The 25,317-nt window shown below is 65.5% G+C and carries 21 protein-coding genes and 6 pseudogenes; 15 read left to right on the plus strand and 12 right to left on the minus strand.

Annotated elements, in window-relative coordinates; all coding sequences use genetic code 11:
* Nucleotides 1-25 precede the first annotated feature (25 nt).
* The 4 genes from FND50_RS34400 (at nucleotide 26) to FND50_RS34415 (ending at nucleotide 4,221) form a co-directional block, all read left to right on the plus strand.
* Nucleotides 26-1,174, plus strand: coding sequence for an acyl-CoA dehydrogenase family protein (locus FND50_RS34400; RefSeq protein WP_144288720.1), 1,149 nt, complete (start codon nucleotides 26-28; stop codon nucleotides 1,172-1,174).
* A 9-nt stretch (nucleotides 1,175-1,183) separates the two neighbouring features.
* Nucleotides 1,184-1,948 (plus strand): SDR family NAD(P)-dependent oxidoreductase, encoded by a 765-nt coding sequence (locus FND50_RS34405; protein WP_144288721.1) that lies wholly within the window; start codon nucleotides 1,184-1,186, stop codon nucleotides 1,946-1,948.
* 53 nt (nucleotides 1,949-2,001) lie between these two features.
* The gene (locus FND50_RS34410) at nucleotides 2,002-3,159 is read left to right on the plus strand and encodes a thiolase family protein (RefSeq protein WP_144288722.1); all 1,158 of its coding nucleotides are present in this window, start codon (nucleotides 2,002-2,004) and stop codon (nucleotides 3,157-3,159) included.
* 78 nt (nucleotides 3,160-3,237) lie between these two features.
* Nucleotides 3,238-4,221: a nitronate monooxygenase family protein gene (locus FND50_RS34415; RefSeq protein ID WP_144288723.1), complete on the plus strand. Its 984-nt coding sequence runs from the start codon at nucleotides 3,238-3,240 to the stop codon at nucleotides 4,219-4,221.
* A gap of 20 nt (nucleotides 4,222-4,241) precedes the next feature.
* On the opposite strand, the gene FND50_RS34420 is transcribed toward FND50_RS34415, so the two are convergent.
* Nucleotides 4,242-4,553 (minus strand): SulP family inorganic anion transporter, encoded by a 312-nt coding sequence (locus tag FND50_RS34420; RefSeq protein ID WP_260850825.1) that lies wholly within the window; start codon nucleotides 4,551-4,553, stop codon nucleotides 4,242-4,244.
* A 349-nt stretch (nucleotides 4,554-4,902) separates the two neighbouring features.
* On the opposite strand from FND50_RS34420, the gene FND50_RS34425 reads away from it, so the two are divergent.
* The 7 genes and pseudogenes from FND50_RS34425 to FND50_RS34455 all read left to right on the plus strand — a co-directional run bounded on the left by FND50_RS34425 (nucleotide 4,903) and on the right by FND50_RS34455 (nucleotide 14,398).
* Nucleotides 4,903-5,766, plus strand: a complete 864-nt coding sequence (locus FND50_RS34425) for a DUF389 domain-containing protein (protein WP_260850826.1) — start codon at nucleotides 4,903-4,905, stop codon at nucleotides 5,764-5,766.
* A 33-nt stretch (nucleotides 5,767-5,799) separates the two neighbouring features.
* Nucleotides 5,800-6,939 (plus strand): annotated as a pseudogene (locus FND50_RS34430) (IS3 family transposase).
* A 255-nt stretch (nucleotides 6,940-7,194) separates the two neighbouring features.
* Nucleotides 7,195-8,391 carry an NAD-dependent epimerase/dehydratase family protein gene (locus tag FND50_RS34435; RefSeq protein ID WP_144288724.1) on the plus strand — a complete coding sequence of 399 codons (1,197 nt, stop codon included), beginning with the start codon at nucleotides 7,195-7,197 and terminating at the stop codon, nucleotides 8,389-8,391.
* A complete protein-coding gene (locus FND50_RS34440; protein ID WP_144288725.1) occupies nucleotides 8,388-10,313 on the plus strand; it encodes a hypothetical protein in 1,926 nt (641 codons plus the stop codon). Before FND50_RS34435 ends, FND50_RS34440 begins: the two co-directional genes overlap by 4 nt.
* Nucleotides 10,310-12,190 carry a glycosyltransferase family 2 protein gene (locus tag FND50_RS34445; protein ID WP_144288726.1) on the plus strand — a complete coding sequence of 627 codons (1,881 nt, stop codon included), beginning with the start codon at nucleotides 10,310-10,312 and terminating at the stop codon, nucleotides 12,188-12,190. The genes FND50_RS34440 and FND50_RS34445 overlap by 4 nt, the downstream gene beginning before the upstream one ends.
* A gap of 137 nt (nucleotides 12,191-12,327) precedes the next feature.
* On the plus strand, nucleotides 12,328-13,683 hold the full coding sequence (locus tag FND50_RS34450) for a DUF1254 domain-containing protein (protein WP_144288727.1): 1,356 nt from the start codon (nucleotides 12,328-12,330) through the stop codon (nucleotides 13,681-13,683).
* A gap of 139 nt (nucleotides 13,684-13,822) precedes the next feature.
* Nucleotides 13,823-14,398, plus strand: a complete 576-nt coding sequence (locus FND50_RS34455) for an SDR family oxidoreductase (protein WP_260851080.1) — start codon at nucleotides 13,823-13,825, stop codon at nucleotides 14,396-14,398.
* On the opposite strand, the gene FND50_RS34460 is transcribed toward FND50_RS34455, so the two are convergent.
* From FND50_RS34460 to speB, 10 genes and pseudogenes are all read right to left on the minus strand, one after another.
* Nucleotides 14,383-15,690: a CdaR family transcriptional regulator gene (locus tag FND50_RS34460; RefSeq protein ID WP_260850827.1), complete on the minus strand. Its 1,308-nt coding sequence runs from the start codon at nucleotides 15,688-15,690 to the stop codon at nucleotides 14,383-14,385. The two genes, FND50_RS34455 and FND50_RS34460, sit on opposite strands and share 16 nt — an antisense overlap.
* 127 nt (nucleotides 15,691-15,817) lie before the next feature.
* Nucleotides 15,818-16,327 (minus strand): annotated as a pseudogene (locus tag FND50_RS34465) (MFS transporter); the annotation flags it as partial.
* Between the two features lie 135 nt (nucleotides 16,328-16,462).
* Nucleotides 16,463-17,329: an alpha/beta fold hydrolase gene (locus tag FND50_RS37995; protein WP_397494248.1), complete on the minus strand. Its 867-nt coding sequence runs from the start codon at nucleotides 17,327-17,329 to the stop codon at nucleotides 16,463-16,465.
* Nucleotides 17,278-17,412, minus strand: a pseudogene (locus tag FND50_RS38000) (alpha/beta fold hydrolase); the annotation flags it as partial. The gene FND50_RS37995 and the pseudogene FND50_RS38000, both read right to left, overlap by 52 nt.
* A 2-nt stretch (nucleotides 17,413-17,414) precedes the next feature.
* The gene (locus FND50_RS36565; RefSeq protein ID WP_144288729.1) at nucleotides 17,415-18,263 is read right to left on the minus strand and encodes an alpha/beta fold hydrolase; all 849 of its coding nucleotides are present in this window, start codon (nucleotides 18,261-18,263) and stop codon (nucleotides 17,415-17,417) included.
* Nucleotides 18,260-18,574, minus strand: coding sequence for a hypothetical protein (locus FND50_RS36425; protein ID WP_186301363.1), 315 nt, complete (start codon nucleotides 18,572-18,574; stop codon nucleotides 18,260-18,262). The genes FND50_RS36565 and FND50_RS36425 overlap by 4 nt, the downstream gene beginning before the upstream one ends.
* A 122-nt stretch (nucleotides 18,575-18,696) precedes the next feature.
* A pseudogene (locus FND50_RS34480) lies at nucleotides 18,697-19,017 on the minus strand (MFS transporter); the annotation flags it as partial.
* Nucleotides 19,010-19,159: pseudogene (locus tag FND50_RS38005) on the minus strand (DUF1254 domain-containing protein); the annotation flags it as partial. The pseudogenes FND50_RS38005 and FND50_RS34480, both read right to left, overlap by 8 nt.
* 636 nt (nucleotides 19,160-19,795) lie before the next feature.
* Nucleotides 19,796-21,469: a cytosine permease gene (locus FND50_RS34490; protein WP_144288730.1), complete on the minus strand. Its 1,674-nt coding sequence runs from the start codon at nucleotides 21,467-21,469 to the stop codon at nucleotides 19,796-19,798.
* A gap of 81 nt (nucleotides 21,470-21,550) precedes the next feature.
* The gene (speB, locus tag FND50_RS34495) at nucleotides 21,551-22,507 is read right to left on the minus strand and encodes an agmatinase (RefSeq protein ID WP_144288731.1); all 957 of its coding nucleotides are present in this window, start codon (nucleotides 22,505-22,507) and stop codon (nucleotides 21,551-21,553) included.
* A gap of 161 nt (nucleotides 22,508-22,668) precedes the next feature.
* On the opposite strand from speB, the pseudogene FND50_RS34500 reads away from it, so the two are divergent.
* The 3 genes and pseudogenes from FND50_RS34500 to FND50_RS34510 form a co-directional block, all read left to right on the plus strand.
* Nucleotides 22,669-22,843 (plus strand): annotated as a pseudogene (locus tag FND50_RS34500) (polyphosphate kinase 2); the annotation flags it as partial.
* 25 nt (nucleotides 22,844-22,868) lie between these two features.
* Nucleotides 22,869-23,096, plus strand: a complete 228-nt coding sequence (locus FND50_RS34505) for a FitA-like ribbon-helix-helix domain-containing protein (RefSeq protein WP_144288732.1) — start codon at nucleotides 22,869-22,871, stop codon at nucleotides 23,094-23,096.
* Nucleotides 23,093-23,512, plus strand: a complete 420-nt coding sequence (locus FND50_RS34510; protein WP_144288733.1) for a PIN domain-containing protein — start codon at nucleotides 23,093-23,095, stop codon at nucleotides 23,510-23,512. Before FND50_RS34505 ends, FND50_RS34510 begins: the two co-directional genes overlap by 4 nt.
* 51 nt (nucleotides 23,513-23,563) lie before the next feature.
* Here FND50_RS34510 and FND50_RS34515 read toward each other — a convergent pair whose 3' ends face one another.
* Entirely contained in the window at nucleotides 23,564-24,592 is a 1,029-nt protein-coding gene (locus tag FND50_RS34515) for a hypothetical protein (RefSeq protein ID WP_260850828.1), read from the minus strand.
* On the opposite strand from FND50_RS34515, the gene FND50_RS34520 reads away from it, so the two are divergent.
* A complete protein-coding gene (locus tag FND50_RS34520) occupies nucleotides 24,579-25,193 on the plus strand; it encodes a zeta toxin family protein (RefSeq protein ID WP_260850829.1) in 615 nt (204 codons plus the stop codon). The two genes, FND50_RS34515 and FND50_RS34520, sit on opposite strands and share 14 nt — an antisense overlap.
* The last annotated feature ends 124 nt before the right edge of the window (nucleotides 25,194-25,317 follow it).

The raw sequence follows: 25,317 nt of genomic DNA on the forward strand, positions 1-25,317 counted from the left end.
GATCACCGTTAGGACCGACAGAACCATGCAACGCAACATCTTCGATTCTGACCACGACGCCTTCCGGCAGACCGTGCGACAGTTCATCGGCAAGGAAGTCGTGCCCCACATCGTGGACTGGGAGGCGGACGGACGCGTCCCACGCGAGCTGTTCACCAAGACCGCCGAGATCGGAATCAACGGCCTCCAGGTTCCCGAAGAGTTCGGGGGCGGCGGGATCGACAGCTTCCTGTTCAACGCCATCGTCATCGAGGAAATTGGCTACGCTGCAGCCACTCTCGGCGGTATGCAAGTTCACCTGAGTACTGTACTCCCGTATTTCTTCGAATACGCCGACGCCGAGCAGAAGTCCAGATGGTTCCCGGGATTCGCGGACGGTTCCCTGATCTCGTCGATCGCGATGACCGAACCCGGCACCGGATCCGATCTGGCCGGCATGGCCACCCACGCCGTCCGGGACGGCGAAGACTGGATTCTCAACGGGGCCAAGACGTTCATCACCGGCGGTATCAACGCCGACCTGATCGTCGTCGCCGCCCGCACGAACCGCGACGTCACCAACCGGCGCGACGGGCTGTCCCTGTTCGTGGTCGAGGCCGGCATGGACGGTTTCCACCGTGGCCGCAACCTCGACAAGCTCGGCCTCAAAGCCCAGGACACCGCCGAGTTGCTGTTCGAGGGCGTCCGGGTCCCCGCCCGCAACCTGCTGGGCGAGGAAGGCGCCGCCTTCTCGATGCTCACCAACAACCTCCCCCAGGAGCGGCTCACCATCGCGGTGTCCGCGCAGGCCACCGCCACGGCGGCACTGCGCCTGGCCACCGACTACGTCAAGGACCGCAAGGTCTTCGGACAACGGGTCGCCGACTTCCAGAACACCAAGTTCGTCCTCGCCGACTGCGCAACCGAACTCGAAGCCGGTCAGGCCCTCGTCGACCGGGCGCTCGTCGCTCTCGACGCCGGCGCATTGTCGGTAGCGGACGCGGCGAAGGTGAAGCTGTTCACCACCGAAATGCAGGCCCGGGTGATCGACCGCTGCCTGCAACTACACGGCGGCTACGGCTTCATGCGGGAATACCCCATCGCCCGCCTCTACGCCGATGCCCGCGTCACCCGGATCTTCGGTGGCACCAGCGAAGTGATGAAGAGCGTCATCTCCCGATCCCTGGAACTGTGAGGAACCACCGTGCACATCAAGGACATCAATGCCGTCGTCACCGGCGGGGCATCCGGTCTCGGACTTGCGGCAGCGACGCGTCTGGTCGAGGACGGCGCCACCGTCACACTCGTCGATCTGCCCACCTCTGATGGCGCCGCCCGCGCCGAGGCCCTCGGTCCCGCAGCGCGATTCGTCGCAGCTGATGTCACCGACGCCGAGAACGTGGCGGCAGCTTTCACCGCCGCGGCAGAACAGGGACCGTTGCGTGCGGTGATCCACTGCGCCGGACGTGGCCGGCCCATGCGAGTGCTGGACAAGAGCGGCGTCGCCGCCGAGCTCGCGCCGTTCGAATCGGTGATCGGGCTGAACGTGGTCGGCAGCTTCAACGTGCTGCGGTTCGCCGCCCAGACCATGGCCGGCAACGAGCCGCACGACGGCGACCGGGGCGTGTGCGTGTTCACCGCGTCCGTCGCGGCGTTCGAAGGGCAGATCGGCCAGATCAACTACGCCGCCGCCAAGGCCGCCATCGTGGGGATGACCCTCCCCGCGGCACGAGACCTCGCCGGCGTCGGCATCCGCGTATGCACCATCGCCCCCGGCACGTTCGACACGCCGTTGCTGGCGGGAGCACGCCACGACGTGCGGGAGTCGCTCGCGGCCTCGGTGCCGCACCCCCGCAGACTCGGTGACCCCGCCGAGTTCGCCGCCCTGGCCGCGCACATCGTCGAGAACGGCATGCTCAACGGCGAAACCATTCGCCTCGACGGCGCCATCCGGATGGCGCCGCGATGACCGTCCCGCGCCGGACGGATCCACCACACCGACAATCGAGTAGAGGCATTCTCATGCGTGACGCAGTCATCGTCGAGGCGGTACGAACACCCGTCGGCCGCCGCAACGGAGCCCTGAAGGACATCCATCCCGTCGACCTGTCGGCGGTGGTGCTCACCGCCCTGATCGAACGGACCGGACTCGACGTCGGCGTCGTCGATGACGTCGTGTGGGGATGTGTGGGCCAGGTCGGGGAACAATCGGCGAACATCGCCCGCAGCGCCGTCCTCGCCGCCGGGTGGCCCGAACACATTCCCGGCACCACCGTCGATCGTCAATGCGGCTCGAGCCAGCAGGCGATCCACTTCGCCGCCGCCTCGGTCATCGCCGGCCACGCCGACGTCGTCGTCGCCGGTGGTGTCGAGTCGATGACCCGGGTTCCGATGGGCTCGGCCCGCAGGGCGGGACCAGGTGTCCCCTTCGGCCCCACCGTGTCCCATCGGTACGGCAACGTCGATTTCAATCAGGGCGCCGGCGCCGAAATACTGGCCAAGCGGTACGACCTCAGCCGCACCCGACTCGACGAGTACAGCCTCGAATCACACCGTCGCGCAGCGCAGGCCGCCGACGACGGCCGATTCGTCAAACAGATCGCCCCGGTCGAGTTGCCCGACGGCACCACCCTCACCGCGGACGAGGGCATCCGCCGGGACTCCACACTCGACGCACTCGGAGCCCTGAAGCCCGCCTTCGACGAGGAGGGCCGGGTCACCGCGGGCAACGCATCCCAGATTTCCGACGGCGCCGCCGCGCTGCTGGTCACCACCAGCGAACGGGCGCGGCAACTCGGTCTGACACCCCTCGCGCGGGTGCACACCGCCACCGTGGTGGGCGACGACCCGGTCACCATGCTGGCCGCACCGATCCCGGCAACGAGGAAAGCACTCGGGATAGCCGGACTGAACCTCGACGACATCGACGCCTTCGAGGTTAACGAGGCGTTCGCGAGCGTGGTCGAAGCCTGGCTCACCGACACCGGCGCGCGCCGCGAACGGGTCAACCCGCTCGGCGGCGCCATCGCACTGGGGCACCCCCTCGGCGGTTCCGGTGCCCGGCTGGCCACCACTCTCGTGCACCACCTGCAGTCCGAGGGGATGCGGTACGGGCTACAGACCATGTGCGAGGCCGGTGGCATGGCCAACGCGACCATCTTCGAAAATCTCACGGCGTAACCGGCCACCGAACCGGGGCAGCGCCCGGTGCACAACCGCGGCGCTGCCCCTCGACGTCCTGAATCCTGGAGAACCCTCGTGAGCTTGCCCCCCATCCTGCAAGACCGGCTTCGCCTACCCGTGGTCGCCTCGCCGATGTTCATCGTCTCCGGACCCGACCTGGTGATCGCCCAGTCCACCGCCGGCATCGTCGGATCATTCCCCTCCCTCAACGCCCGCCCGCAGCCCGTCCTACGCGAATGGCTCACCCGCATCACCGAAGCCCTCGCCAAGCACGACGCCAACAACCCCGAAACCCCCTCCGCGCCCTACGCGGTCAACCTGATCGTCCACAAAAGCAACGACCGCCTCGACGAAGACCTCGCCACCATCGTCGAATTCCAGGTGCCCATCGTCATCACCTCCCTCGGCGCCCGAGCCGACGTCAACGACGCCGTCCACAGCTACGGCGGCATCGTCCTCCACGACGTCATCAACAACACATTCGCGAAGAAGGCCGTCGAGAAGGGCGCCGACGGCCTTATCGCCGTCGCCGCCGGCGCGGGCGGACACGCGGGCACCCTGTCCCCGTTCGCGCTGCTCCAAGAGGTCCGCGAATGGTTCGACGGCCCCCTCCTGCTGTCCGGCTCCATCGCCCACGGCCGCTCCGTCCTCGCCGCACAGGCCGCAGGCGCCGACCTCGCCTACATCGGCTCCGCGTTCATCGCCACCGAAGAAGCCAACGCCGACGCCGGCTACAAGCAGATGATCGTCGACTCCACCGCATCCGACATCGTCTACTCCAACCTCTTCACCGGCGTGCACGGCAACTACCTGCGCGGCAGCATCGAGGCCGCCGGACTCGACCCGAACAACCTCGCCGTGTCCGACCCCTCCGCCATGAACTTCGGTGTCGGCGAGGACGCAGACACCGCCACCAAGTCGGAAGCCAAGCCCTGGCGCGACATCTGGGGCGCCGGACAGGGCATCGGCGCCGTCGACGCCGTGGTACCCGCGGCGGAGATCGTGGACAGGCTCGATCACGAGTATGCCGATGCACACCAACGCCTCCGCAGACTCTGATCACCTCATGCTGCGCTCGATCACGCATCGTCCCCGCGGTGCACCCGCACCCGCGCCTGGGCGTAGGCGGCGAGGGTCGATTCACCGATCATCAGGGTGGCCGTGAAGAACTCGATCGCGATTCCCTGCTTGGTGCTGGTGGAAAGCCCGCCGAACAGCCTGCCTGCCATGCTCGCGTACAGGCCGTGCACGGGACTGACACCCGCCAGGACGCCGGAGGCCATTCCGTCCGGAACGCTGCCGATGGCGCCGGGGAGCCCGGCGATCACGTCCGTCCGGGTCATCCGCTCCCGGGGCACCAGGGCGCGCAGTCGGCGGGAGAGCCCGCTCATACGATTCGGCAGGCCGGTGCGTTGAGCCCCGAGGTCCCGTCGGGGCCCAGGACCGGCCGGGGGATGATCATGCTCGGCTCCTTCCACGGCGGACCGTCGAACCGTCGGTCCGGTCAGCATGAGCCTTTTCGCGGTCGGCCGCTTCATCCCCGTCGGGTGAGGCCGTCACTCGGCTGTGCGGGCCAGTATCGAACAAGCGGCCGGTCCATCGACTGGCGCGCCGACTCCGAACAGGAGCGATCGGATGATGCTGGTCCCGGACACCCAACGTCGGACGTTGACCGAACTCGACGATCGCTTCAACCCGTCCTCAGGGGACCGCTCGGCGAAGAGGTCCGCATTCTGAGCGATGTTGACTCTGTCGGCGATCATCGCGGTGGCAGGCGTCGTCGGGGACTCCACGGCCACCGTCATCGGCGCCATGATCGTCGCGCCACTGTCGACACCCATCCTCGGCGTCGGGCTGGGAATCACCACCGGCCGGGCCTCGCTGGTGGGCAAAAGCCCTCTCTTGGTGGGACTCGGTGTCGTGCTCGTCGTCGTCCTCGGCGCGGTGATCGCGCAGTTGGTGCCGATTCCCACCAATGTTCTGACGAATTCGCAGGTGCTCGGGCGTACGTCACCGACATTGATGGACCTGACGGCCGCGCTCGCCACGGGTCTGGTCGGTGCCATCGCGGCAGCGCGCCGCGATGTCGGCGACGTCCTACCCGGTGTCGCCATCGCGATTTCCCTGGTCCCTCCACTGGCGGTGGTCGGGGTCTGCCTGGGCTCCGGGGCGCCGGCCCTTGCGGTGGGGGCGTTCGTGCTGTTCGCGTCGAACGTCGTGGCCATGATCATCACCGCGAGTGTCGTGTTCGTCGCCGCGGGATACGCGGCCGAGGTGGACACGGGGGTAGGCGGCCGGCGCGGCCGTGCGTACGTCGTGCTCGCGGCGGCGCTGGTGGCGGTCGCGATCCCGATGGTGGTCAATTCGCTGTCGTCGCTGTGGGCCCGCCAGATCGCGACCGCGGCGCAGCAGTGGCTGGGCGACGTTCCCGGGGCACAGGTCACCGATGTCTCCTGGCAAGGCCACGTCGCGACCGTCTCCGTTCTCGGCCCGGAGCAACTACCCCCGGTCAGCGCGCTGCGGGACTCCGTCGATGCGCTGGTGCCCTGGCACCCCGAATTGCAGATGGGACTGCCCCGGCTCTGGTTGACACCTGACCTGTGAGGGATTCGCCCTCACGGTGGAAGGATGATCGACATGCCGAAGCCGTACCCGGAGGAGTTCCGCCGCGACGTCGTCGCCGTGGCCCGCAAACGCGAAGCCCCGCTGGAGCAGATCGCGAAGGATTTCGGGATCTCCGAGACCTGTCTGAAGAACTGGCTGCGCAAGGCCGACATCGAGGACGGCACCCGACCCGGCCTCGCACGGGACGAATCCGACGAGCTCCGCGAGGCCCGCAAACGTATCCGGCTGCTCGAACAGGAGGCGGAGGTGATGCGTCGGGCGGTGGCCTACCTATCGAGGGATGTCAACCCAAAATGATGTTCCCGCTGGTCCGCGACCTTGCCGCCGACGGTATCGCCGTCGCGGTGACCTGCCGGGTGCTGGGATTCTCCCGGCAAGCGTTCTACAAGTGGAACACCGATCCCGTGTCCCGACGGGACTGGGACGATGCCCATCTGATCAACGCCGCACTTGATATCCACGCCGCAGATCCGGAATTCGGATACCGGTTCATCGCCGACGAACTACCCACCCACGGCATCGTCGCCGGCGAGAACCGCGTCCACCGACTGTGTTCGCTGCAGCGAATCTTCTCGGTGTTCGCGAAGAAGCGAGGACTTCATCGCCGATCCGGGCCACCGGTCCATGACGACCTCGTCAGGCGGCAGTTCAGCGCCCAGCAGCCCGACCGGCTGTGGCTGACCGACATCACCGAGCACTGGACCGATGAGGGCAAGCTCTACCTCTGCGCGATCAAGGACTGCTTCTCCACCCGGATCGTCGGCTATTCGATCGCGGACCGGATGACCGCGGACCTGGCGTGTTCGGCGCTGCGAAATGCTATCGCGCTCCGCAACCCGGACGGCACCGTCGTACGTTCCGATCGCGGCAGTCAATTTCGTTCCGGATTGTTCGTAGAATTGTTGTCCTGCAATGGTTTACAAGGTTCCATGGGGAAGGTGGGGGCATGTGGTGACAATGCGGCGATGGAATCGTTCTTCGCGTTGCTGCAACGCAATGTCCTCGACCGTCGCCGCTGGCCGTGAGGAACTACGGTTGGCGATCGTCGGGTGGATCGAGACGACCTACCACCGGCGGCGCCGGCAACGCGGTCTCGGTCGACTGACACCCGTCGAATATGAGACGCTCCATCAGACCGCACACGCGGCCTGAAACTGCACACCCCGTGTGTCAACCAGGGTGGGGGCAGTCCCGATCGTCCACACTGTCGGTTCGCGTCTGCCCGTCGAATGACGAGCACACAGCCAACGTAATGGGTTTCCAAAATCGTTATCACCCCTCGAGGGTGATGCGAAGAAGTCGGCGCGGGACAAATGCTGAGTAATTCGTGCACGAGGCTACCGGCGCATTCCGACCGAATCGGCGCGGGGCGCGCGAGGTGGCGGGTGGACCGAGGAGGGAGCTCACATGCGGGTAGTGGTGCTGGGAGGAGACGGGTTCTGCGGTTGGCCGAGTGCGCTCCACCTGTCGGCGAGCGGGCACGACGTCACGATCGTCGACAACTTCGTTCGCCGGCGAGCGGACGACGAACTCGGGGTGCAGTCGTTGACCCCGATCCGTTCCCTCGCCGAGCGCGTCGACGTGTGGCGCGAGGTGTCCGGGCGCGAGATCACCGTCGTGGAATCGGACGTGGCCCACGACTACGACGCGATGACCGAACTGCTGATCACCGTGCGCCCGGACGCCGTGGTGCACTTCGCCGAGCAGCGGTCGGCCCCGTATTCGATGAAATCCCCACCCCACAAGCGCTACACGCTCGACAACAACCTCAACGCCACACACAACCTGCTGGCCGCGGTTGTCCAGGCCGGCATCGACATCCACGTCGTCCACTTGGGAACCATGGGGGTGTACGGCTACGAGACCGTCCCGGTGGACCTGCCCGAGGGGTATCTCACGGTCAGCTACCCCGATCGGCACGGAGAGATGCACAGCCGGGAGATCCTGTATCCGACGCAGCCGGGTAGTGTCTACCATCTGTCGAAATCGTTGGATCAGTTGCTGTTTCAATTCTACGCGCACAACGACGGGGTCCGTGTCACCGACCTCCACCAAGGGATCGTCTGGGGCACACAGACCGACGAGACCGAACGTGATCCGCGGCTGATCAACCGCTTCGACTACGACGGCGACTACGGCACCGTACTGAACCGCTTCATCGTGGAGGCGGCGATCGGGTATCCGCTGACCGTGCACGGAACCGGCGGGCAGACACGGGCTTTCATCAACATATGCGACACCGTTCGGTGTATTCGGCTCGCGGTGGAATCCGGTGGTCAGGTCGATGGGCAGGTCCGGGTGATGAATCAGATGACCGAGACGCATCGAGTCGCCGACCTCGCTCAGCTGGTGGCGAGGACGGTCGGCGCCGACGTGGACAGGGTGGCCAACCCCCGGCAGGAGGCCGACGAGAACCAGCTCGCCGCCCGCAACGACCGGCTACTCGGGCTGGGCCTGGCCCCAATCACCCTCGACTCGGGTCTGCTGTCCACCGAGGTCGAGATCGCCCGTACCTACGCCGGGCGGATCGACACCACCCGCATTCCGTGCCGGTCGTACTGGAATGAAAGTCGCAGGTCCGCGGCCGAGGAGCAGAGCGCTTGAGCGACGACGACGGAGCATCGGGCGCCGCCGCACCGGAGCCGCCGCAGCAGCCCAAGCCGGACAAGGACGACTACTTCCCCGGCGAGCGTGGGCGTTCCGTCCCGCGTTCTGCGTGGTGGATTCTGGGGATCGCGGTGGTGATCCTGCTCGCCTTCCTCGTCGCGCGGCCGACATGGTTCACCCACGACGCGGACGACATGAGCCTGGACGTGCCCGCCGACCGGCATTTCACCAAGACCCTCGCCGGATCCGGGCACGCGGACGGGGTGTGGCTGACCGATGATTCCCCGTCGACGAGCTATCTGGTGACGCTTCCCGCCGATTCCACGCGCGACGAGACCCGCCTGCATCTGACCGGCTCCGCCCAGATTCCCGGCAACAGCACCGTCTTCCTCAGTGTGAGCATGGACGGTCAGCAGGTCTACAACCAGGAGTTGTCCACCGGGGAGAAGGACATCGACGCCTACGTCACCGTCCCGGACCAGATCGCCGACGACGGGCAGGTGCGCATCCAGTTCCGCGCCGACGGCACCCGGCACGACGAGACGTGCACCACCGATCACTCGTCGGGGATGCAGATCCACCTCGACCCCGCCACGGTCGTGGAGGCCGCACTCGCCTGGCCGATCCACACCGTCCGGGACGCCGTGGTGTCCTGGGACCGTGGGCTCACCGTGGTGCTGGCCGACCAGTCGGACCAATGGCGGACGACGGCAGCACAGTTGGGGATGGCTCTGACCCGGGCGGGCCACCAGGTCCGGTTCGCCGACGCACTCCCGGCCTCCGACGTCGACAACGCAATCCTCGTCGGCCCCGCGGCCACACTGAGCGACAGGGACGGCTGGTCACCCTCACAGGAATCCGGTGAGGACACCGCCGACGGCACCGCCGTAGGCACTATCGACGGCACCGCCGTGGTGGGCGTGACGGTACCCGACGGCTCCCTGATCTCGAACTACCTGACCGGGCCTGCCGTGACCACCGCCGACTTCTCCGGTGGGGATCCGCAGGCGGTCGCAGCCACACCGCTGACCGGCGATCAGGTAGCACTCGAGGCCCTGGGGGCGGACATGTCCGTCGGTCAGATCACCGAGACCCGGCGCTGGCGCATCGGCTACTCACTCGCCGACCTTCCCGGCGGGCGTCTGCCGCAGTCGGTGCGCGTCCAGATGCAGCTACCCGCATCGCCGCCCGACCTCACCTGGATCCTCAACGCCGAACTCAACGGGCATCTCGTCGGCAGCCTGCCGTTGAACCCCACCGCGGGCGCGGTGACCCTCGCGCTCCCACCGCAGGACGCAGTGCTCGAGAACACCCTGACCCTGTCGGTCGAGCGTGACCGCGATCTCGGTGGCTGCGACGTCCGGGTGACGAGTTACCCGATGCAACTGCAGCCCGGCTCCGCGCTCCAACTTGGCGACGACCCCGGTGCCGGCTTCACTGCGCTGCCTCGCGGACTGGCACCCGGCTTCGCTGTCTATGCCCCCGAGTCCGATGGTGTCGATGTGATCGAACAGCTCAATGCCATCGTTCCGACGATCACCAAGTTCGTTCCAGCACACTACAATCCCGACTTCCGCTGGTCCGCACAGCCGGCGGCGGGGGAGCCGTTCATCCTGGTGGGGCAGAGTCCGGACGTGAATCCACTGGTGCGGATTCAGGACGGACGCATCGTGTCCGGTCCGAACGCGTCGGCGCTGAACATTCCGTCTTTCGACAACGGCATTCTGGTGGAAACGGTCACGAGCACCAGCCGGGCCCCCGGTCTGATGATCCAGTACGTGGGTGACATCGGGACAACTCGGCTGCCCGACTTCGGAACCGAGAGTGCACTGGTCGTGACGCCCCAGGCCAGTTTTGTGATCAACGGCGACGGCACCATCGCCCCGAGCGAACCCCCGCGCCAGGAACCGCCCCGATGACCGATGTCGCACACCCTCGCCGCGAACCCGTACAGGAACCGGCGGCGATCGCCGACTTCTTCCGGTCGGTCGACAGCGCACCGGCGGACTACGCCGTCGACCGGCCCTCCAGTGGCACCAACGGCTTCCTCGTCACGTTCGTGGGGATCTCGATCCTGGCCATGTGTGTGCGGATGATCCTCGCGCACGCCGACGTGATGGACGCGCCGAACGACCTGGTCATCCTGTCCGAGGGTCGCGGTGACGTCCAGTTTCCGCTGCGGATGTTCCTGGTGATCTTCTTCCTGACCTACGCGCTGCGCGCGTACTCGAACAGTTGGCGCCGCCTCTATCTCGGGCTATCGCTGCTAGGTAAGTACCTCCTGTTCTGCGTGGTGATCGACACCCTTGCCTGGTTGCTGCACAACGCCGGCATCATCTCGATCTCCGTGTTCGGTGCACAAATGATCTCCGGTCTCCTCGCACTGGCAATTTTCCCGCACACCGTTCTTCGGCAAGCGCAGCTTCCCCCGCAGGGCCCGCTTCCCCTGGACCCACGCATTCCTCCCCGCGCGTTCCTCGCGCTGGCCAGTTGCCTGGTGCTGGCCAGCGCCGGTGCCGTCATCGCATTACGCATCTTCGGTCATGTCGTCGACGTTCTGAAGGACTGGGCGATCCTCGGCGGTATCGGTGCCGGTGTGTTCCTCATGCAGCAGATATTGGCGACCTTGACGGCCCTGCTGGGTGTGCGGGCCCTGAGGAGGTCGCGCCGGCACGCGTTCGCCGCACCGCTGGCCATCCTCGTGCCCGCGCACAACGAGGCGCACAGCATCGCCGACACCATCGCGTCGGTGGACGCCGGTGCCGAAACCTACCCGGATGCCATTCACCTGTACGTGGTGAACAATGCCTCGACCGACACCACGCACGAGGTCGCCGATGCGGCCATCGCCGACTGCGCACACATCACCGGCGAGGTGCTCGACTGCCCGACACCGGGCAAGGCCATCGCCCTGAACATGGGGATCGAACACATCCGGGAGGAGTTCGTCGTCCGTATCGACGCCGACACCATGATCGGACCCGGCTGTCTGGACACCGCGATGCGGCACTTCGCGAACCCGATGGTTGGCTGCGTCGGGGGAATTCCGATGCCCGCCCAGCAGAAGACGTGGATCGACAAATGCCGGCTCATCGAGGTCTACATGCGGCACGGGTTCTTTCAGGTGTCCCTCGACGGCTATCAGGGTGTGATGGGCATTCCCGGAATGTTCGCCATCTACCGGCGCCGTCAGGTCCTCCGGGTGGGCGGCATGGTGCAGGGGATGAACGGGGAGGACACCGACATCTGCATGCGCCTCGCGGCCGCGGGCTACCACAACGTGGCCGACCCGAAGGCCGTGTACTACAGCGAAACCCCGGCGTCCTACGCCCACCTCCGCGAGCAACGAACCCGATGGTTCCGCAGCATCTACCACCTCGCCGCACGCAACCGGGCGATCCTGCTGGACCGGCGCACCATGATCGGGACCTTCGTGCTGCCGTTCAATTTGGTCAACGCCGCACGCCGCGCCATGCTCGCACCGCTGCTCATCTACGCGGCGATTGCCGGATTCGCCTTCCACACCACCTTCACGTCCATGCGCTGGCAGCCCATCGTCGCCACGTTGCTGGGCATGTCCATGATCATGACCGTGATCGTCTGCCTGATCTGGCGCCCCGGTTCGGTCAAGTACATACCCGCCTACCTCTGCTTCCGCGTGCTCCGCAGCTACTTCACTCTCGCCGCCGTCCTGACGCTCATCTACCCACCCATGCACCCCCGCATCCCCGGGAACATGCGACTGTCCCGCAAGCGTCATCCCCCCAGGTTCGGAGAGCTCACCCGTCGGTGGTGATCGTCCGCGCTTATCGGCGGACGAGACGCAGCATCACGGGCGTGACGTTCATCCGATCCGGATGATGCAGTGAGGTCGGAGCGCGGCATACGGTCGACTGCAGCTAATCGTGCGCACAAGAGGGATGGGAGTCACCGATGACCGAGGGATTCGCCGGTCCGAAGATGACACCGGAGTACGCGAGGACAGTTGCCCGGACCGCGTATTTGTGGGGTTGGCCGCTGGTGAACATGCACAACAGGCGGGTATTCATGGAGCAGTTGCCCGGCCCGGGATTGCTCGCTGGAATCGTGCCGGCCGGACCGCCCGGGACTATCGGGATGCTGCACGATTACATCCGCCCGGAGGAACGGGTGGTCGCCTGTCCGAATCAGGATGTGGTGTACGGGTTCGGGGTGCTGGATGCCGAGCGCGGCCCGTCGGTGGTGCAAGTCCCCGATTTCGGTGACCGGTTCTGGGTGTATCAGGTGGTCGATCAGCGCACCGACTCGTTCGTCCGACTCGGCAAAATGTATGGGACAGCTCCCGGATTCTATCTGCTGGCGCACGAGTTCTGGGACGGTGAGGTGCCCGACGGCATCACAGAGGTATTCCGATATGACACAAGGTCCGGGGTGGTGATTCCCCGGGTGTTTCTCGACGACACCGCCGAGGACCGTGCAGCGGTCGGGGCGCTGGTCGACCGGATCGGCGTGTATCCGCTGGCGGAGTTCGATGGCACGACGAAAGTCTTCGACTGGGCGAACGCACCCTCCTACGGTGGTGGCGGCGCCACCGGTGATCAGGGCGAAACCCAGTGGGTAGACCCAAAGGTCTACTTCGCGGCCCTCGGGGAGGTGCTCAAGGAAGTACCGCCGCGCCCCGGTGAGGAAGCACTGTACGAGTGGTTCTGGTCGATACTGGTTGCCGCCCAGAGCGATGAGTCCATCGCCGAAGCACTTCGCGAGACCGCGCACGAGACTGATGCTGTGGTCGCGGAGCTGTTCGAGTTCCGAAACATCGGCCTGCCGGCGGCGCACCACTGGACCACTCAGCGCAGTGGGGCGGCGTTCGGCACCGACTATCTGTCCCGCACCGCGATCGGCAAGTCGAACATCTTTGTCAACACCGTCAACGAAACCGCCTACTACTACCAGGATCTCGACGAATCCGGGAAGCGTCTTCACGGTGCGAACACCTACACCGTGCAGTTCCCGGCCGGACAATTACCGCCGGTGCGCGGCTTCTGGTCGTTGACGGTCTACAACAAACACCATTTCTTCCACCCCAACGACCTGGACCGATACTCCCTCGGCACCAAGAATCAGGACCTTGCCTACGGTGACGATGGTTCCTTGACCCTGACCGTCGGTGGACCCGCTCCCACCGATCCCGGTCTGCTCACCAACTGGCTGCCGGCCCCCGACGACGAATTCACGCTCTACCTGCGCGCCTACTGGCCCGATCAGAGCATCCTCGAAGGAACCTGGAATCCACCGGCGATTACCCGATAGCGGGGAATTCAACCGCTTGATCGGAGCGCCCTGAGCGGGCGGCCACGGCCTCCGCTGGCCGGGACCGACAGATCTGCAGTGCGACCAGGATGTCCGCGACATCGCCTCCCACCGCAAGGTCGCCGAGGAAGCTGCGGCCCTGGGACAGTTGACGTCCTGGGTGAACAACGCCGGTGTGCTCTTCGCAGGCGACGCGTGGACCCATCCGGACGAGGAGATCGCCACCATCCTCGAAGTGAACGTTCGGGGCACCATGGCCGGGTCCGCGGCCGCGATTACACAGATGGGGAAGGCGGGCGGGGTGATCCTCAACGTCGCGTCCATCTCAGCGCTCACCCCGGTGCCGGGTCTCGCGCTGTACGCCGCGACGAAGGCAGCCGTACTGTCCTACACAACCTCCCTGCAAGGCGACCTCCAGCACGCCGGGTTACCGATCCGTGCCCGCGCCCTGTGTCCCGACGTGGTCGGCACGCAGATGGTGACCTCCCGCGCCAAGGATCCCGGTGCCGCGATGCTGTTCTCCGGGCCGAAGCCGCTGGACGAGGACGCCGTCGCGCGGGCGGGGCTGGCGCTGATGGACAGCCGTCAGATCTTCCGCGTGGTCCCGCGGTGGCGAGGAATGCTCGTGCGCGGAATCGACGCCGCTCCCTCCGCCGGCCTGGGGTTGCTCGGGGTGATGCGCAGGCTCGGTGATTACCGTCAGGCGCGTGCCTGACGATTCGCCTTCGGCAGCACCGCCGCCCCGAGCCACTGGCAGGCCGTCAGCGCCAGCTCCAGGTTGAGGCGGTCCTCGTCGAGCGACCGGCCACGTGCCTCGACGGCCTTGTCGACGCGGTATTTGACCGTGTTCTTGTGGAGGTGCACCACCTCGGCGGCGGCGACATAGCTGCTCTTGGCCCGGAGGAAGGCGAGCAGAGTGTCCCGGAGGAGCGCGTTGTTCTCCCCGTCGTCGGCCAGACCGCCCAGCGCAGCCGCGACGAGACTCCTCGTCGACTCGAGGTCTCGCGCCAGGATCGAGCAGATCTGCACACCGGGATCGTCGAACGTCGTGACCCGGATGTCGCCCGCGATCGAGGCGACGGCGTGGGCGCGTTGCGCCTCCTGGTGGGTCGTCCGGAAGCCGGCCGCCGCGGGGTGCGGCCGGCCGAGGGCGACCCGCACGCGCGGACCCGTGTTCTCGGTCAGACGTCTGATGACATCGAGGTCGAGCTGATGGTCTCCGGTGGTGCGTCCCAGCGGAATCCAGCACCACGCCAGCGCGCGGTCCTGGGGGAGGAACAATGCAGGCCCTTCGGCGCCGAGGGACTCTCCGATCGCGGTGACGAGCGCCTCGAGACGGCGTAGTTCGCTGGGCACACCGTCCTGTTCCGCGGTCCAGACCACGATGCCCAGGTGATGCTGCCGAAGTCGGTAGCCCAGGGCCGACTCGGCCGTTCCGAGATCGTAATCCCGTCCGGACAGGACCGAGGTCAGCATCGCCGTGCGGACAGTGTTGCGGTTCGCGAGCCACCGTTCGCGCTCGGACTCGTACTCCGCAACCACCTGCTCGGCCACTCGATCGACGTAGGCGAACGACGTCGTCTGGAGGATCTGGGCTGCGGCGAACGCGACCACACGGTCGCCCTCCTCGCGAGCGACCTCGGCGACCACCCAGTCGAGCACCCGGTTCTGCCCGATGCGGTAGGCCCGCAGAAGTGCGTTGGCCGAGATGCCGCGCTGCGCGAGCCGGCGGGCGTATTCGATGGCGGCCGACGGCGGACGCACCTCCTCGATCGGGATGCGGTGTTGTGCCACATGGAGAAACGTCTCGACGTTGCCTTCCGTGCTCGCGCGCAGCAGCTCCAGGATGACCGCGTCGCCGCGTAGCTCCGGGATGGACTCGGCGATCTCGGCATGCAACGTGCTGCCGAGCCGCGACAGTTCGGCGCCCATCGTTCGCGCGACCCGGGCCACGCGGGCCGCCGCCTCGTGCCGCAACTGCTCGGGCGTGAGCTTCCCGCCGTCCATCGTGTGGTCCCTTCCAGCCCCCGTGCTGTTCCCGGGAACCAAGTGCATGTCGTCACTGTTGGTCGATCACGCCGAAAATCGCGGTGTGAAGTGAAGCTAATCACAAACACGCGGCGGAATTTTGTTTCGTGCCTGAGAAACCGCGCTTCTTGGGACTCGCGGATTCGGTGAGGAGCAGGAGGATTCCACCCCACTGGCCACCGCAGGCGAGACCTTGAATGAATCTCAGCGTCACCAGAAGAATCGGAGCCACGACGCCGATCGCTGAAGCACTCGGAATCGCGCCGATCAAGAAGGTCGCGACAGCCATCAGCAGCAGGCAGGTGACGACCGCCGGCTTGCGTCCGTACTTGTCACCGAAGTGTCCCGCGACCAACCCACCGATCGGGCGGGCTATGAATCCGGCCCAGAACGTACTGAACGAGAGCAGCGTGCCCATCAGTGCAGAGGAATCGGGGAAGAACACGTGTGGGAAGACCAGTGCCGCAGCCGTTCCGTACAAGAAGAAGTCGTACCACTCGATGGAACTGCCGAGCAGTCCTGCACCCAGGAGTTTGCGGTGCGCTCGCTTCTTCTTTCGGTCCTGATCGGACAGGCCCCCTGCCTGCGTGCTCGAATCCACTGCTGATCTCGTCATGAGTTACTCCTCGATGGGTCGGATCGCTCGTCGCGCCGCGGTTGGAAGTGGAAACAGACACCAACTTCAACGCTGCGGCGTTGCAGATCAGTCTGCGATATATGGAGAGGGTGATATGTATGCTGAAAGGCTCTGTCACATAAAGGATGTAATCTCTATTGATGGCCTGTGGCAGCCATGCGGTGACGGGGAGGGTTGCTGCCGGCGTCCGCGATACGGTGAAACGTGTTTGGCCCGTTGTATCGCCGCGGTCAGGCCACTTCTTCGACGGCGCCAAGAGATTCGGCGGGGATGCGGACTTCGATGATCTCGATGAGCGCAGCATTCCACTCGGTCCGATTCTCGATGAACGCGACGTGTCCGCTGTTTTCGAAGTAGGTAAGCGTGGCATTTGGGAGCAGACGTCGGGCCTCCTCGGACCACTGGGGGTCCAGATGGCATCGTGGCGCCCGGTGAAGATTGCGACCGGATGCTCGATGGTTGGCAGGTGCAGGGACATGTCGACGTCGATGAGCGACTGAAAGCTCGTGAGGCCGACGAAGGCCGGCACCTTCCGCCGGTCTGGATGAACATTTCTTCCGTGGCTTTGAGATCGGTGCGGTGGAAGTTGTTGGCGTACAGCCCGGCGATGGTTTCGGTCCGCGCCACACGAATGGCGTCGACGAGTCCCTGTACGTCTGCAGGCGGTGTTCCGAACGGCGCGTTTGGCGCCTGCCAGAACCGGGGACCGCTGCCGGTGATGACCAGGCGCCCGACCCGCTCGGGGTGCTCGTGGACGTACTTCAGGCCGAGGTGCCCGCCCATCGACCAGCCGACGAGGGTGATGTCTGTGAGATCGAGCCTGGTAATGAGGGTGTGGAGGTCTCGGACGAACAGGTCGTAGTCGTAGTGGCCCCACGGCTTGTCCGAGGCCCGTGTCCGCGCAGGTCCACCGTGATGCAGCGGTACGACGGAGCGAGATCGAGTACTTGGTAGTCCCAGACATCGCCACTGCCGCCCCAGCCGTGGACGAAAATGACTGGTTCGCCCGATCCACGATCCTGGTAGGCGAGATTGACCCCCGGATCGACTTCGATGTAGGGCATGTTTAATCCTTAGTGTCGTTCTCGGCGGGATGCGAGGGTAGTGAGTGAAGGCGATGGATCTCCGCCGCCACGAGGTCGGGTTCTTCGAGGTGCAACAGGTGCCCGGCGGCGGGTACCTCGCGGTAGCGTGCAGACGGGAGCGCTTCTGCGATGGCGCGGCCGTTGCCGACTGGGAGGACGCGGTCGGCGGTCCCGTGGAGCACCAGAGTTGATGTCGCGATCTTGGAGATCTGCGATCCGGTCTGCAGGAATCGTTCACATGCGTCGTATTGCGCCCGCCAGATTTCAGCGGGTGTCGGGTGTGCGAGCCGAGACTGGATGATCTGCTCGTAGTTGGTTGCATTCGATTCGGGCCAGCCGTCCCGGAAGGAGAATGGCATCGTGCGCTGGGCATATGTCTCGGGTGGCGTGCCTACAGCATCGAGCCAGGCCTCCCGGGTCGCTTCGGGGACCGGAACAGAGTTCGTACCACCAGCGCTCGTCCCGATCAGGATCAGGCTGGAGACGAGTTCGGGCCGCGTTAGGGCGAGTAGTTGGGCGATGTAACCGCCCATTGAGTACCCCACCACGGTGATCGGCGGTCGGAGCGCCTCGACGGCGAGGGCAGCGTCCGCGGCGAACTGTTCGATCGAGAAGGGTCGACCTGGCGTTGAGCGGCCGGTGCCACGGTTGTCGAGGGACCAGAGACCGAGGTCCTCGCCGAGAGCGTAGCGTAGCGGATCCGCTGCCCACGAGGCGTACCCGAGTCCGTGCAGCACCAGGACGGCGCGCCTGGCTGGTGGGCCCTCCATATGCAGTACAGCGCCATCGTCGGTGCGGAGAGAGATTTCGGCGAGCGCGCTGTCGCTCATCGCGGAAACTCGATCAACGGGCGGGCCGCCTGTCCGCTGGCGAACTCGTCGATGGCGTGAATGTCATCAAGGGCGATCCCGGTGGTGGCGATCGCTTGTAACGGCAGTCGCCCATTCTGCCGAAGCTGTTCGAGGTTGCTGGCTGGAGCGGTGGTAGCGAGGCCGCTGCCAGTGACCTCCTTCGGCTCCGAGACGAGCGATGACGGCATGGACTCCGCCCGGACTTCGCTGACCGGCAGCTCCACCAATGGATCGATCGTTGGTTGCGTGTGTTGCGAAACCAGATACTTCGTGATGATGAGTGTCAGCACTACGTGCGTGTGACAGTCTCCGAATTCTCCGGAGAAGGTGTTTCCCGGGTTTACAGAGGGAACCGCTCCTCGGTGGGAGCAGCAGGTAAGGAGGGCTGTGCGTCCGGTCAGGTTCTGTTCCGTCATGCCGAGGTTCCCGCCTTCTCGTCGGCGAGGGTCTGGGCGTCCGCCGCGTCGATCGATTCGAGCGAGATGCCCTTGGTCTCCCGGGCGACGATGACGGCGACGACGGTGACGAGGCACGCGATCGCCAGGTAGATCGCAATCGGAACGGACGAGTCGTACTTGCTGAGCAGGCTGGCCGCGATGATCGGCGCCAGCGAACCGGCGACGATCGACGTCACCTGGTAGCCGAGGGAGACACCCGAGTACCGCATGCGCGTCGGGAACATCTCGGCCATGATCGCCGGCTGGCCGGCGTACATGAAGGCGTGGAAGACCAGGGCTGGTGAACGCCTTGGTGATCCCGTCGGGGACGGTGCCGTTCCAGTTGGGTCCGAGGAGCAGGTAGTGGCCCGGTGCACTGTCGTAGGGCGATCCGAGGTGCCCGAACTGGTCGGTGCGGGGGTCGTAGGACGTGTACACCCAGGTCGGCGAGGTCGACGTGCCGGGCGTTGTGGACCCGCAAACTCAACGTGGTCACCTCCTCGTACCCGGAGGGGGGCCGGTGCGGTCGCGGCGATTGTGGCGGGACTTAAGTTTCAAGCGCTCGGTAGGGTCGGAAAGCTGCTGTGCGAGGGTTTCATCAAAGTTCACGTCAGTGATGATCTTCCTGAGTTTCTCGGCGAAACGCGGTCGAGTAGTTCCGAAAAGGACAAATATGTCCTCGTCGGATCCTCCACCATAAGGTGCCCAGCTTCGGGCAAATGCGATGAAATCTTCGGCTTCGCTGCTCAATCGATGCTGTCCTGACGTCGTGAGTTGAGCTTCTTTCCGTCGATCTCGCCATCGTCGGAGCCTGCGCGCATTTGGTTCACCGCACGTCGTCGACATTGTTCGGTCCGAGAGTTCTCGGGCTCTCATGCCCTCGGGATTGCGTCCCCGAGTTTCCGGACCTGGAGTTGTCGTCCATTGATCCCAATCCGATTGAGCGGACGGTCCACGCAGCCGTCGATCAGATGAGGAAACCAGCATTGTGTGCACTCCCTCGACCTGGTGGTGGAATACTCCGAGGTGGAATAGGAGAGGTGTACTCAGATGTGTTTTCGGCACTCGTCGGTCTCATAGAACGTCGATTTGCTCATTCCGTGCCGGGTTGGCCTCTTCACGCGCATCGCGTTGGGAGTATCCAGCCTTTGAGGTCAAGATCCCATCGGTACCCGTCGATTTCAGCCCATTGTGGTGGACATTCGGTGCTGGTTCGTCGCTGGGCAAGATCAACCGATCGGGAACCATCGATCGATCCCGGCGTGCCCACACGTAGTAGATCGTGCCGGGAACGATCAGACCGACGATCCACGAGATGTCCGTGTGCCCGAGAACGGCGACCATCGGCCCCGAGTAGAAGGCGGTGTACAGGAACGGGAGCTGCGCAATCAGGCCAATGGCGTAGGTCGTGAGCGCCACCGTGTTCCAGCGCCCGTACCGCCCGTCCGGATCGGACAGCGCTGGTACGTCGTAGTGCTCTTTCGTCACGAAATAGAAGTCGACGAGATTGATTGCGCTCCACGGGGTGAAGAAGGCCAAGAGGAACAACAGGAAAGTCGAGAAGGACGCGAGGAAATTGTCGCTGGCGAGGAGCGCAATCACTGTGGCACACAGCATGATGAGGGTCACGCAACCCACGCGCGCTCGCTGCGATATCTCCCGGTGACCGAGAAATCCGGTCACCGTGGTGACCAGCGACATGAATCCGCCGTATGCGTTGAGCACGTTGACCGTGAGTTTGCCCAGGGCGATCACGCAGTAGAGCAATGTTGCTATCACACCCGCGCCGCCGAGGCTCACGATGTAGCCGACCTCGTTGTCCACGAACGCAGATCCCGCGAGTTCCGCTGCAAGGACGCCGAATGTCATCGACCATTGTGAGGCGATGACCGATCCTGCGAGGGTGGCACCGAAGGTTTTCCACGCCGGCGTGTCGGCGGGAAGGTAGCGGGAGTAGTCGGCGACGTAGGGGCCGTAGGCGATTTGCCAGGAGGCGGACAGTGACATCGCGAGAAGGAAGCTGGCCAACGAGAACGAGGAGTTGCCGAACAGCATACCTAGGTCGGCGCTGGCCAGTAGCCGATAGGTCAGATAGGTGAAGGCGAGAAACCCGATGATGCTGCTCAGGCGCCCCATGATGTGGATCAGGCGATACCCGATGATCGCAATGACCGCGGTGGCGGCGCCGAATATGGCGATACCGAGCCAATGTGCGGAGTGGAGGATCCCGGCGACGGCCTGGCCGGCGAGGACGGCGCCTCCGCCAGCGAAGCCGGTGTACATGACGATGACCAGGACGAGCGGGATCATCGCTCCGTAGACACCGAACTGCGCGCGGCTCGAGATCATCTGAGGGAGCCCCAGGCGTGGGCCTTGCACCGAGTGCAGTGCCATGACTGCGCCTCCGAGGACCTGTCCGAGCAGGAGCCCGATGATCGACCACACGACGTCACCGCCGAGCACGACGGCCAGGGCTCCGGTGACTACCGCTGTAATTTGGAGGTTCGATCCGAACCACAGCGTGAACTGATTCAAGGGGCGACCATATCGTTCGTTTGTCGGCACGAAGCCGATGGAACGATGCTCAACATTGAACGTCTTGGTAGGAGATTCGGGTGCGTGCGGTTGGTGTGGCTCGGGAGTGATCTTCACGAGGTTCTCCGTAAGTATGAGGTCGAAAAGTATGCGGTCGAGAAGTATGAGGTCGAGCGAGGATGGCCTGAAGGATCGGAAGTCATTGCTGCTCATGCCAATCCGGTTAGAAGAGCGGTGCCCCTCTCTGCATACGAGGGATTCGCTGGCCCTGTGGACCGAGGGGGGGTGGCTACATCAATTCGGCTTGCAGGCCATGACCGACAGAAGTTCGTATGCCACGGACGAGGCGGCCAGGGCCGTGATTTCGGCGTGGTCGTAGGCGGGCGACACTTCGACGATGTCCGCCGACACCAGGCGCGCCTGCGAGAAACTCCGGATCATCTCCAGCAGTTCACGACTGGTCAGTCCGCCGGGCTCCGGGGTGCCGGTGCCCGGGGCGTGCGCGGGATCCAACACGTCGATGTCGACGGACACGTACACCGGACGCGTGCCGACTCGTTCCAGCACTCGGTCGATGATGCGATCGAGTGGAGTGCGGGTGAATTCCCGTGCATGGATCGGAATGAATCCGAGGTCTTGGTCCAGACTCAGGTCGACGGCGCTGTAGATCGGTCCACGGGTACCGATGTGGACGCTGGCCTGCCGGTCGATCAAGCCCTCTTCGGATGCGCGCCGGAACGGGGTCCCGTGGGTGTAGGCCTCCCCGAAATAGGTGTCCCAGGTATCGAGATGCGCGTCGAAATGGACGACCGCGACGGGGCCGTACTGTTTGGCGATCGAACGAAGGACCGGCAGGGCGACCGTGTGGTCGCCGCCGAGGACGACCAGGCGCGTGCCGACGCTGAGATGCGAATCGGCTGCCCGCTCGATCTGTCCGAGCGCCTCCCCGATCGCGAAGGGGTTGCACCCGACATCGCCGCAGTCGGCCACTTGCATGGATCTGAAGGGGTCGACGTCCAGTGCCGGGTTATATGTTCGAAGGACGCGCGAAGCCTGCCGGATATGGCTCGGACCGAATCGTGCGCCCGGGCGGTAGGTGACGCCTGCATCGAACGGGACTCCCAGGATGCCGACGCCGATGTTGGAGACCTCATCTGCCCGGGGTAGGCGGGCGAAGGTCGAATACCCTGCGTACCGGGGAAGGTCCTGGCCCGAGATGGGACCGACGGGCTCGATGGGTGGACTTGTCATCGGTAGTACTCCTGCCGAGTGAACGGGCAGGAATCCGATTCCTACAGCCCTACGTGGGGAAGCTGTTGCTCCTCCTCCAGAGAACGTGACGACAATCACTATCATCGACTGCAATCGTCCGCGACAGGTCCAGATCAAGAGAATTCATAGGTACCAGATAGGCCGGCATCGAACGGGCAGTGGGCTTCTGCATCAAGGAACAGGACAGCAGTTCCCCCAACTCGTCCCGACGGTCGAACGCGCGATCGTCGACCGGGCGTCATCCTGCTCAAATACTGGCTGGAAGTGAGCGAGGAGCAGCAGACGCTGCGTCTGCAGAGCCGGGACGGCGACCCCTCAGGTGATATCGGAGGTGGTCACGGTGGAACAGATCCTGATCCGCAACCTTCCCGCGGGAACCAAAGCGGCCCTGCGGGCGCGCGCTGAGCAGCATCACCGGTCGGTGGAGGCGGAGGTACGCGACATCCTCGGCGAGGCCCTCGAGCGGGAGCCGGTCACGCTCGTCGACCTATTGAGCACCGATGAGGGTGCGGACATCGAGTTCGAGCCCGAACGCCTCGGCGTGACCGCCCGAACTGCCCAGTTGTGAAGTACGTCCTGGACACCAACGTGGTGTCCGCGCTGCGGGTTCGGGGCCGTAACCGGTCGGTCGAGGTCTGGGCGGCGTCGGTGCCGGTGGCGGACCAGTTCGTGACGGCCATGACTATTGCCGAGATCGAGCGAGGCGTGGTCGCCAAGGAGCGATCCGACCCGGAGCAGGGAGGGGTCCTGCGCCGGTGGTTCGAGGAGCGGGTGCTGCCCGCCTTCGCCGATCGTGTGTTGCCGTTCGCTCTGCCGACGGCAAGGGTGCTGGCCACCTACCGGGTGCCCGAGCATGCGCCGTTCGACGATGCTCTCATCGCCGCCGTCGCGCAGGCCGCCGAGATGACCGTGGCGACGCGCAACACCAAGCGCTTCGACCCGCTCGGTGTCCGCTGTGTCAACCCGTGGGAACGGATTTCCTGACGGCCCGACTTCGGTGTGAAGTCTCTGGACCGGGCGATAACTCGAGTGCGGTTACCGGGACTCGGGGAGCTGGTCGGTGCGGCAGGCCTCGCTCGGTGGTCGAGTCGGGATGCCGTAGTCCTTTGCGATTCGGCTCATCCGCGGCACGCTGCGCCCCGCCTCGTGTCCGAGTTCCCGCAGGGTTCGCCGCTGAGTGACGTACTGGTGGTGAAACCATGCCGGATCGACCGGCGGGCCTCCGGCGGCCGGCGTGATGCCGTGGTGTCGTGCCAGCCGGCCTGGCACCTTCCTGCTGACTCCGATCATCGCGGCGATCTCGGCGAGGGTGCGGCGTTGGACGCAGTAGAGGTCGACGAACTGCGCCCGACCCAACGCTTCCTCCGCGGCGGTCTGGGCTGCGTATCGCCTGAGTCGTTCTGCGGCAGTACTTGATTCAGGTGCGGGTTGGTTTTCGAGGAGATGTCGGATCACGTCGAGGGTGGTACCCAACTGCCGCGCAATCTCCGACAGTGCGGTGTGTTCGCCGCGGGTCAGGCCGTGCAGGGCGGCGAGGTCCACGGCGGTGGGATCGGGTCCGGGCAGGGCGAGCCCGTCGAGCAGATACAGGGGTGGATGCCAGGCAACCGGTTCCGCGCCCAACCCCAGGCCATCGAGGAACCGGCGGGCCTCCTGGTCGAGCAGCGCGGCCAGGGCGGGGTGAGGGTGCGCGGGAACTCGGACAGTTTCGCGCGGACGTCGTCTCCTCCCTGGAGGAACGGGGATCGGGACGCGGGGAGCCCGCTGAGTCGTTCGAACAGTAGGCACCGGGCGAAATCCGCCTTCTGGCCGGCATCTGGGGGTGTGCCGGTCCGGCGGCAGATCTTTCTCTTTTCCCAGCGGTCGTCGGGCAGCAGGCCACGGTAGTCCAGGCGGCGGCTCCGCGGTGAGGTGGTCCGCCAGCCGGGTCAGCGCGGTCAGGGTGTCATCCCAGCGTGGGGCGTTCCGCAGGTGGGCCAGCGTGCGGGTGACCCCGTCCGCGCGGACCGCCGAACCCAGGCGGTCGGCGGCCTCACCGATGGTGAGCGTGGTGCCCACCAGCATCAGAGCTACCGACAGGGCCGGTCGGACCTGCGCCGGGCTGCACGGCGGCACCGTGCACCGCTGCGACCATTGCGCCCAGAGCCGGGTCGGGAGGCGGTGGGCAGCAGCGTCTACCGCGATAGCGCTCGTCGACGGGCGGCTCGGAAGGGCGGCGGCACACGCCTACGAGGCGGCGGAGATCGCCGCGAAGACCCGGGCACACCTGCTGACCCTGGGGAAATCGTTCATCGCCGAGACGGTGTTCTCCCATCCGTCGAAACTGGAGCTGATCGACCAAGCGCGCACGCACGACTACACCGTCGTCTTGCATGTGCTGATGATTCCCGAGGAGCTAGCGGTCCAGCGTGTGCGCTACCGGGTGCGCGCCGGCGGGCACGAGGTGTCCGAAGACAAGATCCGCCAGCGATACCACAGATTGTGGGGTCTGCTCGCTCAAGCGTTCCCGCGTTGTGATCACGCGAGCGTGTACGACAACAGCGCGAGCACCGGCCCGCGCATCGTCGCCCAGTTCACCGACGGACACCTCGTCGGCGAAGCCACCTGGCCCGCGTGGACACCCGCAGAACTGACCTCGCACACCAGCCGGGGCGAGCACCAATAGGCGCAGCAATAGCCTGGCGGATCCGAACACCCAGAACATGGGTGAAACAACAGGAACGGGATGTGCGAGTGAGATCGTCATCTTCCTCCTTTCGTGGCCTGCCGGTTTCACCAGAGATCGGGAT

The organism is Rhodococcus sp. WB9 (assembly GCF_007558985.1).
Taxonomy (GTDB): Bacteria; Actinomycetota; Actinomycetes; order Mycobacteriales; family Mycobacteriaceae; genus Rhodococcus_F; species Rhodococcus_F opacus.

Bases quoted from the DNA above. Each gene is read 5' to 3' on its own strand.
- FND50_RS36565 (WP_144288729.1), bottom strand. From the start codon at position 18,263: ATGAGCGACAGCGCGCTCGCCGAAATCTCTCTCCGCACCGACGATGGC.
- FND50_RS34435 (WP_144288724.1), top strand. From the start codon at position 7,195: ATGCGGGTAGTGGTGCTGGGAGGAGACGGGTTCTGCGGTTGGCCGAGT.
- FND50_RS34515 (WP_260850828.1), bottom strand. From the start codon at position 24,592: ATGCTGGTGGGCACCACGCTCACCATCGGTGAGGCCGCCGACCGCCTG.
- FND50_RS34450 (WP_144288727.1), top strand. From the start codon at position 12,328: ATGACCGAGGGATTCGCCGGTCCGAAGATGACACCGGAGTACGCGAGG.
- FND50_RS34410 (WP_144288722.1), top strand. From the start codon at position 2,002: ATGCGTGACGCAGTCATCGTCGAGGCGGTACGAACACCCGTCGGCCGC.
- FND50_RS34445 (WP_144288726.1), top strand. From the start codon at position 10,310: ATGACCGATGTCGCACACCCTCGCCGCGAACCCGTACAGGAACCGGCG.
- FND50_RS34460 (WP_260850827.1), bottom strand. From the start codon at position 15,690: ATGGACGGCGGGAAGCTCACGCCCGAGCAGTTGCGGCACGAGGCGGCG.
- FND50_RS34420 (WP_260850825.1), bottom strand. From the start codon at position 4,553: ATGAGCGGGCTCTCCCGCCGACTGCGCGCCCTGGTGCCCCGGGAGCGG.
- FND50_RS34490 (WP_144288730.1), bottom strand. From the start codon at position 21,469: ATGAGCAGCAATGACTTCCGATCCTTCAGGCCATCCTCGCTCGACCTC.
- FND50_RS34400 (WP_144288720.1), top strand. From the start codon at position 26: ATGCAACGCAACATCTTCGATTCTGACCACGACGCCTTCCGGCAGACC.
- speB (WP_144288731.1), bottom strand. From the start codon at position 22,507: ATGACAAGTCCACCCATCGAGCCCGTCGGTCCCATCTCGGGCCAGGAC.
- FND50_RS34425 (WP_260850826.1), top strand. From the start codon at position 4,903: ATGTTGACTCTGTCGGCGATCATCGCGGTGGCAGGCGTCGTCGGGGAC.